We start from the raw sequence: 10129 nt of genomic DNA on the forward strand, positions 1-10129 counted from the left end.
GATCTGGAGCACCGAGCGATGTTGCAGCTGACCTGCCCGTGGTGCGGCCCGCGGGACGAGACCGAGTACCACTACGGCGGCCAGGCCCACGTGGCCTACCCCGAGGACCCCTCCGCGCTGTCGGATGAGGAGTGGGCGCAGTACCTCTTCTTCCGCGACAACCCCAAGGGGCCGTTCGCGGAGCGCTGGTCGCACTCCACCGGCTGCCGCCGCTGGTTCAACGTCGTGCGCGACACCCGCAGCTACGAGGTGCTCGCCACCTACACCAACTCCGACCCGCGCCCCGCGATCGTGACCGCAGGAGAAGCCCGATGAGCACCCCCTCGAACGCTCAGCCCCGCCGCCTGTCCACGGGCGGCCGGATCGACCGCGACCGGGTCCTGAGCTTCACCGTCGACGGCCGCTCGTACGTCGGACACCCCGGTGACACCGTCGCCTCGGCGCTGCTGGCCAACGGCCGGATCCGGGTCGGCGACTCGATCTATCGCGGCCGCCCGCGTGGCATCCTCGCGGCCGGGGTCGAGGAGCCCAACGCGCTGTTGCAGGTCGGCGGGGACTGCCCCGAGCCGATGGTGCCCGCGACGATCCGGCCGCTCACCCCGGGCTTCTCGGCCAGCACCCTGTCCGGGCTCGGCGTCCTCGACCCGATCGGCGACGACACGACGTACGACAAGGTCTTCGTGCACACCGACGTCCTCGTCGTCGGCGCCGGCCCGGCCGGCATCGCGGCCGCGCTGTCGGCCGCCCGCGCCGGTGCCCGGGTGGTGCTGCTCGACGAGCAGTCCGAGCTCGGCGGGTCGCTGCTCAGCGGCCGTGACGAGACCGTCGACGGCGTACCCGCCCTGGAGTGGGTCGCGGACGCCACGGCCGAGCTCGCCGCGGCCCCGGAGGTCACCGTGCTGCCGCGCACCACCGCGTTCGGCTCCTACGACGACAACTACGTGCTCGCCGTCGAGAACCGCGCCGACCACCTCGAGGACCCGGCGCCGCTCGGGGTCTCCCGGCAGCGGGTCTGGCACGTCCGTGCCCGCCAGGTCGTGCTCGCCACCGGCGCCCACGAGCGCCCCCTGGTCTTCGGCGGCAACGACCGGCCCGGCGTGATGCTCGCCGGCGCCGTCCGCACCTACGTCAACCGGTATGCCGTCCTGCCCGGCGACCGCGTCGTCGTCGCGACCACCAACGACAGCGCCTACGACACCGTCGACGCCCTGCGCGCCGCGGGTGCCGAGGTGGTCGGCGTCCTCGACGCCCGTGACGTCCTCTCCGCCCGCGCCGCGGCCGTGGAGGAGCACGGCGTGCGGGTGCTGCTCGCCAGCACCGTCCAGGGCACCGAGGCCGACCCGGAGACCGGCCGGATCAGCACCGTCCACGTCGGCACCCTCGGTGACGACGACGTCCCCACCTGCTGGGAGGACCTGGCCTGCGACCTGCTCGCGGTCTCCGGCGGCTGGACCCCGGTCGTGCACCTGCACAGCCAGCGCCAGGGCCGGCTGCGGTGGGACGACGCCCTCGCGGCGTTCGTGCCCGACGGCCCCGACGCGCTGCTCGCCGACCAGCAGGTCGCGGGCTCGGCTGCGGGCACCGTGCTCATCGGCGACTGCCTGGCGCAGGGCGCCGAGGCCGGCGCCGAGGCGGCCACGCGGGCGGGCTACCCGGCCGAGCCGGTGGCGCTGCCCGCGACCGCCGCGCTCACCGAGGTCGGCGAGGTCCGCCAGCTGTGGCTGGTGCCGGGCGCCGAGGGCGAGCCGGGGGAGTGGGACGAGCACTTCGTCGACCTGGGCCGCGACCAGACCGTCGCCGACGTGTGGCGCTCGGTCGGTGCCGGCATGCGCAGCGTCGAGCACGTCAAGCGCTACACCTCGATCAGCACCGGCGCGGACCAGGGCAAGACCTCCGGCGTCAACGCGATCGGCGTGATCGCCGCGGCCCTCGGCGGCTCCGAGGGCATCGGCGAGATCGGTACGACGACCTACCGGGCGCCGTACTCCCCGGTCTCGTTCTCGGCGCTGGCCGGGCGCGAGCGCGGGAAGCTGTTCGACCCCGAGCGCACCACCCCGATCCACTCCTGGCACGCCGAGCACGGCGCGGTCTTCGAGATCGTCGGGCAGTGGCTGCGGCCGCGGTACTACCCGCAGCGCGGCGAGGACATGGACACCGCCGTGCTGCGCGAGTGCCGCGCGGCCCGCACCGGCGTCGCGATGATGGACGCCTCCACGCTGGGCAAGATCGAGGTCCAGGGCCCCGACGCGGGCGAGTTCCTGAACCGGATCTACACCAACGCCTACAAGAAGCTGGCCATCGGCGCCGCGCGCTACGGCGTGATGTGCAAGCCGGACGGCATGGTGCTCGACGACGGCGTGGTGCTGCGCCTGGACGAGGACACCTTCTACCTGCACACCACCACCGGTGGTGCCGCGGGCGTCCTGGACTGGCTGGAGGAGTGGCTGCAGACCGAGTGGCCGGAGCTGGACGTGCGCTGCACCTCGGTGACCGAGCAGTGGTCCACCGTCGCGGTCGTCGGCCCGCGCTCGCGCGAGGTGATCGCGAAGGTCGCCCCCGGCCTCGACGTCTCCAACGAGGCGTTCCCGTTCATGACCTTCCAGGAGACGACGCTCGCGTCGGGCATCCCCGCCCGGGTCTGCCGGATCTCCTTCTCCGGTGAGCTGGCCTTCGAGATCAACGTGTCCGGCTGGTACGGCCGCGCGGTCTGGGAGGAGGTGTACGCCGCCGGAGCCGAGCTCGGCATCACGCCGTACGGCACCGAGGCGATGCACGTGCTGCGGGCCGAGAAGGGCTTCCCGATCGTCGGGCAGGACACCGACGGCACCGTCACGCCGCAGGACCTGGGCATGTCGTGGGTGGTCTCGAAGACCAAGGACTTCGTGGGCAGCCGCTCGTATGCCCGCGAGGAGAACCAGCGCAGCGACCGCAAGCAGCTCGTCGGGCTGCTGCCCGTCGACCGCCGCACGGTCCTGCCCGAGGGCAGCCAGGTGATCGAGGCCGGTGTGGAGATCGATGCGGGGCCCGACCCGGTGCCGATGCTGGGCCACGTGACGTCGAGCTACCTCAGCGACGCCCTCGAGCGGCCGTTCGCCCTGGCCATGATCAAGGGCGGCGCGGACCGGATCGGTGAGGTGCTGGTGGCTCCCGTCGGCTCCCGCCTCGTCGAGGTCGAGGTGACCTCCCACGTGCTCTACGACCCCGAAGGGACCCGACGAGATGGCTAGTGAGATGGCTGAGAACACTGCTTTGAATGGCTTGACGATGCTGCGGCGCAGCCCGCTGGCCGCCATGGCGCGGGAGATGATGGACAAGTCGATCACCGGTCCGCGCAACGTGCGGGTCTCGGAGTCGCGGTTCACCACCATGATCAGCGTCCGCGTCGAGCCCGGCTCGGCCGCGGCGTCCGCGATCGCCGAGGTGCTCGGCACGGCCCTCGCGGCGCGCTGCGGAGAGGTCGCCTCGCACGGCCCGCACAGCGTGCTGTGGATGGGCCCCGACGAGTGGCTGGTCGTCTCCGAGATGAGCGCGGACCTGCTGCGTCCCGAGCTCGTCGCGGTGGCCAGGGCCGCCGGCGACGGATCGCCCGCGATCGTCGACGTCTCCGCCAACCGGACCGTCCTCGAGCTGTCCGGTGCCGCGGCGCGCGCGGTCCTGGAGAAGGGCTGCCCGACCGACCTGCACCCGCGGGCCTTCGGCCCGGGCACGGCGATCGCGACGACGCTGGCGCGGGTCCCGGTCCTGCTGTGGCAGGTCGGGCCGACGACGTACCGGCTGCTGCCGCGCTCCTCCTTCGCCCAGTACGTCGCCTCCTGGCTGCTGGACGCCATGCAGGAGTTCGGCTCGGACTTCGCGGTGGCAGGGTCGGCCTGATGGCCCTCTCCGCCTTCGACCTCTACTCGATCGGCATCGGGCCCTCGTCCTCGCACACGGTGGGCCCGATGCGGGCCGCCAAGCGCTTCGTCGACACGCTGGCCGACGCCGGCCGGCTCGGAGAGGTACGCCGGATCCGCGCCGAGCTGTTCGGGTCGCTCGGTGCCACGGGGCACGGCCACGGCTCCCCGAAGGCCGTCGTGCTGGGGCTGGAGGGGGAGGACCCCGCCACGACCGACACCGACCGCGCGGAGGGCCGCATCGCCCAGATCCGCGACGAGGGCATCCTGCTGCTCGGCGGCACCACCCCGGTGCGCTTCGACGTCGACACCGACCTGGTCATGCACCGGCGCAAGAGCCTGCCCGCGCACCCGAACGGCATGACCTTCGCGGCGTACGACGAGGACGACCGCGAGCTCGACGCCCGCACCTACTACTCGGTCGGTGGCGGGTTCGTCGTCGACGAGGAGGCCACCGGCGCGGACCGGATCGTGCTCGACGAGACGCCGGTGAAGTTCCCCTTCACCACCGGCGCGGAGCTGCTGGAGATCTGCGCGCGCGAGCACCTTTCGATCAGCGACGTGATGCTCGCCAACGAGCAGGCCTGGCGCACCGAGGACGAGGTCCGCTCCGGGATGCTGCACCTGTGGTCGGTCATGGCCGCCTGCGTCGAGAGCGGCTTCGGTCGCGAGGGCGTGCTGCCCGGCGGGCTGAAGGTGCCGCGCCGCGCGCCGCAGATGTACCGCGACCTCACCGCCAACGGCGAGGCCGACCCGCTGCACGTCATGGACTGGGTCAACCTCTACGCGCTCTCGGTCAACGAGGAGAACGCCTCCGGAGGCCGGGTCGTCACCGCACCCACCAACGGCGCGGCCGGGATCATCCCCGCCGTCCTGCACTACTACGTGCGCTTCGTGCGCGGCGCCGACGACGACGGCATCGTCCGCTTCCTGCTGACCGCCGCCGCCATCGGGATCCTGTTCAAGACCAACGCGTCCATCTCGGGTGCCGAGGTCGGCTGCCAGGGCGAGGTGGGCTCGGCGTGCTCGATGGCCGCCGGCGGTCTCGCGGAGGTCATGGGTGGCACCCCGGGGCAGGTCGAGAACGCCGCCGAGGTCGGCATCGAGCACAACCTCGGCCTCACCTGCGACCCCATCGGCGGCCTGGTCCAGATCCCCTGCATCGAGCGCAACGCGATCGCCTCGACCAAGGCCATCAACGCCGCCCGCCTCGCCATCAACGGCGACGGCAGCCACAAGGTCAGCCTGGACAAGGCCATCAAGACGATGCGCGACACCGGCCGCGACATGTCCACGAAGTACAAGGAGACCGCGCGCGGCGGACTCGCCGTCAACGTCATCGAATGCTGAACGCTCATCGCCCGCGTCGCGGTGTCCTCCGGTGACACCGCGACGCGGGCGAGAGCGGTGGGTCAGAGCTCGACGACCGAGCGCAGCACCTCGCCGCGGTGCATCTTCTCGAAGGCCGCCTCGACGTCCTCGATGCCGATGGTCTCGGAGATGAAGTCGGCCAGCGGGAAGCGTCCCTGCCGGGCCAGGTCGACGAGCATCGGGAAGTCGCGCGAGGGCAGGCAGTCGCCGTACCAGGACGACTTGAGGGCCCCGCCCCGGCCGAAGACCTCGATCAGCGGCAGGGTGATCTGCCTGTCGGGTGTGGGTACGCCGACCAGCACGACCGTGCCGGCGAGGTCGCGGGCGTAGAAGGCCTGCTCGTAGGTCTCGGTCCGGCCCACGGCGTCGACGACCACGTCGGCGCCGAAGCCGCCGGTGAGCTCGCGGATCGCCTCGACCGGGTCGGTCGTCGTGGAGTTCACAGTGTGCGTGGCGCCGAAGGAGCGCGCCCACTCCAGCTTCCGGTCGTCCACGTCGACGGCGATGATCGTGGACGCGCCGGCGAGCTTCGCCCCGGCGATGGCTGCGTCCCCGACGCCGCCGCAGCCGATGACGGCGATCGAGTCGCCGCGGCCGACGCCGCCGGTGTTGACGGCCGCGCCGAAGCCGGCCATCACCCCGCAGCCGAGCAGGCCCGCCGCGGCGGCGGGCGCCTGCGGGTCGACCTTGGTGCACTGGCCGGCGGCCACGAGGGTCTTCTCGATGAACGCGCCGATGCCGAGGGCGGGGGAGAGCTCCGTGCCGTCGGTCAGCGTCATCCGCTGCGTGGCGTTGTGGGTGTTGAAGCAGTACTGCGGCCGCCCCTTCGCGCACGCGCGGCACTGGCCGCACACGGCGCGCCAGTTGAGCACCACGAAGTCGCCCGGCGCCACCTCGGTGACGCCCTCGCCGACGGCCTCCACGACACCCGCGGCCTCATGGCCCAGCAGGAACGGGAACTCGTCGTTGATGCCGCCCTCGCGGTAGTGCAGGTCGGTGTGGCAGACCCCGCACGCCTGGATCCTCACGACCGCCTCGCCCGGACCGGGGTCCGGCACGATGACGTCGACCACCTCGACGGGTGCTCCCTTGCTGCGGGCGATGACGCCCTTCACGGTGCTCGATGTGCGGCTGGATCCGGTGCTGGGCACGGCTCTCCTCGGGCTGCTGGGGACTGGCCTGACGGGGTGCGTGGCTCAGCGGAAGACGACGGTCCGGCTCCCGGCGAGAAGCACCCGCCGCTCACTGTGCCACCGGATCGCCCGCGCCAGCACCTGGGCCTCGACGTCGCGGCCGGCCGCGGTCATCTCGGCGGGGTCCAGCGAGTGGTCGACGCGTGCGACGTCCTGCTCGATGATCGGGCCCTCGTCCAGGTCGGAGGTGACGTAGTGGGCCGTGGCCCCGATCAGCTTCACACCGCGGGCGTGGGCCTGGTGGTAGGGCTTGGCGCCCTTGAAGCTCGGCAGGAACGAGTGGTGGATGTTGATGGCGCGGCCCTCGAGCTTGCCGCACAGCTCGTTGGACAGGACCTGCATGTAGCGCGCGAGGACGACCAGGTCGACGTCGTACTCGTCGACGAGCTCGAGCAGCCGGGCCTCGGCCTCGGGCTTGGTCTCGGGCGTGACGGGGACGTGCACGAACGGGATGCCGTGCGCGTCGGCCTCGCGCTCGAAGTCGCGGTGGTTCGAGACGATCAGCGGGATCTCGATGTTGAGCGCGCCGGTCGTGGTGCGGAAGAGCAGGTCGTTCAGGCAGTGGCCGAACTTGGAGACCATCAGCAGCGTCCGGGTGGGCGTCTGCAGGTCGTGCAGCTGCCAGGCCATGCCGAGCTGCGTGGCGATCGGCAGGAAGTCGCGGCGCAGCTCGTCGACCGAGCCCCCGCCGGCCAGGCGGAACTGCACCCGCATGAAGAAGGTGTCGGTCAACCGGTCGTCGAACTGGTGGCTGGCGCTGATGTTGCCGCCGTGCTCCATGACGAACTTGCTGACGGCGAAGACGATGCCCGGGGCCTCCGGGCAGGTCAGGGTCAGGACGAACTCCTGGCCGGGGCGAAGGTCGGGCGCCATCGGCTTCTCCTTTTGCGTATTACACAACTGATTGAGTGATGCGCAACACAATGCCTCGCCGGGGGCGGCGGGGTCAAGGCCTTCGCGGCGCTTTCTCACCGCAGCGCCAAAACGACCGCGACGGCGGGCCGAGGCCCGCCGTCGCGGTCGTGTGTGAGGGTGCCTGCCCGGCTCAGCCGGGCCAGCCGAGGCGGTGGCTGATCTGCGCGGCGGCCGCCTTCACGTCCTCCTCGACTGCCTCGATGCGGGCCTTGTCGAAGCGGAACGCCGGTCCCGAGACGCTCAGCGCGCCGACGACGGCGCCGGTGTGGTCGCGCACCGAGGTCGCCGAGGCGTTGAGGCCCACCTCGAGCTCCTCGAAGGTGGCCGCGTAGTCCTCGGCGCGGATCCGGTCCAGCTGCCCAAGCAGGACGGCGCGGGAGGTCACCGTGTGCGGGGTGTATGCCGGCAGGTCGGCCGAGTCGAGCACGTCGTCGCGCTGCGGGGGGCTCATGTGGGCCAGCAGCACCTTGCCGCTCGAGGTGGCGTGGATCGGGGTCAGCTGTCCCACCCAGTTGTGGCTGGAGACGGCGGCCGAGCCGCGGGCCTGCTGCACGTTGACGACGTACCGCTCCCGCACGACGGCGAGGTTGATGGTCTCGTCGATGCGGAGCGCGAGCTCGTCCAGGACCGGCTGGGCCTGGCGCACCATGTCGATGCGGGCGGGGATCGCGCTGGCGAGGCGCAGGATGCCGAAGGCGAGCTCGTACTTGCCGCGGTCGATGTTCTGCTCGACCAGATCGCGCTCCTCGAGCGCGGCGAGCAGGCGGAACGCGGTCGACTTGTGCACCCCGATCTCGGCGGCGACCTCGCTCACCCCGGCGCTGCCCTCGCGGGCGAGGATCTCCAGGACGGTGATGGCGCGGTCCACGGACTGCACGCCGCCGGACCCCTCGCCGCTGCCCCGGGGCGTGCGGGGCTTCGTCTCGCGCGTCTCGTTGCTCATGGCGCAACCATAACCTCGCTTCGGTCGGCAGTGGGTCCTTTCATTCCCTGCCGTGTGGCCCTTGACACATCCCGGACGCATCTCCAAACTGTTGCGAATAGCGAATCCAGTTGTGTTATTCGCACCGATCCTGCGACGACCCCCAGGAGGGCCCCCGTGGTCACCGCGACGAAGATCGACGGACGGCGCGTTGCGGCCGCCCTCAAGGAGCAGCTGGCCGCGAGGGTGGTGGCGCTCGGCGAGCACGGCAGCCGGCCCGGCCTCGGCACGATCCTGGTCGGCGACGACCCGGGCAGCCACTCCTACGTGGCGGGCAAGCACCGCGACTGCTCCGACGTCGGCATCGCCTCGATCCGCGTGGAGCTGCCCGCGACCGCGAGCCAGGAGGAGATCGAGGCGGCGGTACGCCGGCTCAACGACGACCCGGACTGCACCGGGTTCATCGTCCAGCTGCCCCTGCCGCCGCACATCGACACCCACCGGGTGCTGCAGCTGATCGACCCCGACAAGGACGCCGACGGCCTGCACCCCGCCAACCTGGGCAAGCTCGTCCTCGGCATCCCCGGCCCGCTGCCGTGCACTCCGCGCGGCATCATCGAGCTGCTGCGCGAGCACGACGTCCCGATCACCGGCCAGCGCTTCTGCATCATCGGCTGCGGCCTGACCGTGGGCCGCCCGCTCGGGCTGATGCTCACCCGGCCCACCGAGCACGCCACCGTCACGCTGTGCCACGAGGCGACCCTCGACGTCGCGGCCCACGCCCGCGTCTCCGACGTCGTCGTCGCCGCGGCGGGCGTCGCCCACCTGGTCAAGCCGGACTGGGTGATGCCCGGCGCCACCGTGCTCTCAGTCGGCGTCACCCGCACCGTCGAGGGCATCCTCGGCGACGTCCACCCGCAGGTCGGCGAGGTCGCGGGCAAGCTCAGCGGCGCGACCGGCGGCGTGGGCCCGATGACCCGCGCCATGCTGCTCACCAACATCGTCGAGATCGCCGAGCGGCAGGTCGCGGACCGGCCGGTGCCCGCCGGGAGCGCGTCGTGACCCCGCGCGACCGCTGCCAGGTCCTCGGCATCCTCAACGTCACCCCGGACTCCTTCTCCGACGGCGGCCGGTACGCCGACCCCGGGGCCGCCGTGGCGGGCGGGCGCCGGCTGGTCGAGCGGGGCGCCGACCTCGTCGACGTCGGCGGCGAGTCGACGCGTCCCGGTGCCGCCCGGGTCGACGAGGCCGAGGAGCTGCGCCGGGTGGTGCCCGTCGTCGCCGCGCTCAGCAGCGCCGGCATCGCCGTCTCCATCGACACCATGCGCGCCCGGGTCGCCGCCGCCGCGGTCGAGGCGGGAGCGGTCCTGGTCAACGACGTCTCCGGCGGCCTCGCGGACCCGGCCATGCTGCCGTTCGTCGCAGAGGCCGGTGTGCCGTGCGTGCTGATGCACTGGCGCGCGCACTCGGTCGCCATGCAGGACCTCGCCGTGTACGCCGACGTGGTCGAGGACGTCCGCACCGAGCTCGCCCGGCGGGTCGACGCGGCGGTCGCCGCCGGCGTACGCACCGACCGGATCGTGCTCGACCCGGGCCTCGGCTTCGCCAAGGACGCCGACCACAACTGGGAGCTGCTGGCCTCGCTGCCGCGGCTGCAGTCCCTCGGCCTCCCACTGCTGATCGGTGCCTCGCGCAAGCGGTTCCTCGCCGACTGCGTCGTGCCCGGGTACGCCGACCCCGCCGACCCGCTCGCGCGCGAGGACGCCTCGGCCGCCGTCGCCGCGCTGGACGCCGCGCAGGGGGTGTGGGGCGTGCGCGTGCACGACCCGGCGCCC

The 10129-nt window shown here is 72.5% G+C and carries 9 protein-coding genes; 6 read left to right on the top strand and 3 right to left on the bottom strand.

What is annotated here, in order from left to right:
- Nucleotides 1–18: 18 nt before the first annotated feature.
- From ACYU8V_RS15195 to ACYU8V_RS15210, 4 genes are read left to right on the top strand one after another with little or no spacing between them, the layout of a single operon-like run.
- Nucleotides 19–315, top strand: coding sequence for a sarcosine oxidase subunit delta (locus ACYU8V_RS15195; RefSeq protein WP_460848533.1), 297 nt, complete (start codon nt 19–21; stop codon nt 313–315).
- Nucleotides 312–3227, top strand: coding sequence for a sarcosine oxidase subunit alpha family protein (locus ACYU8V_RS15200; RefSeq protein WP_460848535.1), 2916 nt, complete (start codon nt 312–314; stop codon nt 3225–3227). Before ACYU8V_RS15195 ends, ACYU8V_RS15200 begins: the two co-directional genes overlap by 4 nt.
- Nucleotides 3228–3231: 4 nt before the next feature.
- Nucleotides 3232–3873, top strand: a complete 642-nt coding sequence (locus tag ACYU8V_RS15205; RefSeq protein WP_460848536.1) for a sarcosine oxidase subunit gamma — start codon at nt 3232–3234, stop codon at nt 3871–3873.
- A complete protein-coding gene (locus tag ACYU8V_RS15210; protein WP_460848538.1) occupies nt 3873–5243 on the top strand; it encodes an L-serine ammonia-lyase in 1371 nt (456 codons plus the stop codon). Before ACYU8V_RS15205 ends, ACYU8V_RS15210 begins: the two co-directional genes overlap by 1 nt.
- 62 nt (nt 5244–5305) lie before the next feature.
- Here ACYU8V_RS15210 and ACYU8V_RS15215 read toward each other — a convergent pair whose 3' ends face one another.
- The 3 genes from ACYU8V_RS15215 to ACYU8V_RS15225 all read right to left on the bottom strand — a co-directional run bounded on the left by ACYU8V_RS15215 (nt 5306) and on the right by ACYU8V_RS15225 (nt 8315).
- Nucleotides 5306–6415, bottom strand: coding sequence for an S-(hydroxymethyl)mycothiol dehydrogenase (locus ACYU8V_RS15215; protein ID WP_460848539.1), 1110 nt, complete (start codon nt 6413–6415; stop codon nt 5306–5308).
- Between the two features lie 45 nt (nt 6416–6460).
- Entirely contained in the window at nt 6461–7330 is an 870-nt protein-coding gene (gene purU / locus ACYU8V_RS15220) for a formyltetrahydrofolate deformylase (RefSeq protein ID WP_460848540.1), read from the bottom strand.
- A 172-nt stretch (nt 7331–7502) separates the two neighbouring features.
- Nucleotides 7503–8315: an IclR family transcriptional regulator gene (locus tag ACYU8V_RS15225; RefSeq protein ID WP_460848541.1), complete on the bottom strand. Its 813-nt coding sequence runs from the start codon at nt 8313–8315 to the stop codon at nt 7503–7505.
- A gap of 156 nt (nt 8316–8471) precedes the next feature.
- On the opposite strand from ACYU8V_RS15225, the gene ACYU8V_RS15230 reads away from it, so the two are divergent.
- Both ACYU8V_RS15230 and folP read left to right on the top strand, forming a co-directional pair.
- Nucleotides 8472–9356, top strand: a complete 885-nt coding sequence (locus ACYU8V_RS15230) for a bifunctional methylenetetrahydrofolate dehydrogenase/methenyltetrahydrofolate cyclohydrolase (RefSeq protein WP_460848542.1) — start codon at nt 8472–8474, stop codon at nt 9354–9356.
- Nucleotides 9353–10129, top strand: a 777-nt coding sequence (gene folP, locus ACYU8V_RS15235) for a dihydropteroate synthase (RefSeq protein WP_460848543.1), incomplete at its 3' end; no start/stop codon positions are given. The genes ACYU8V_RS15230 and folP, both read left to right, overlap by 4 nt.

The organism is Nocardioides ultimimeridianus (assembly GCF_054777895.1).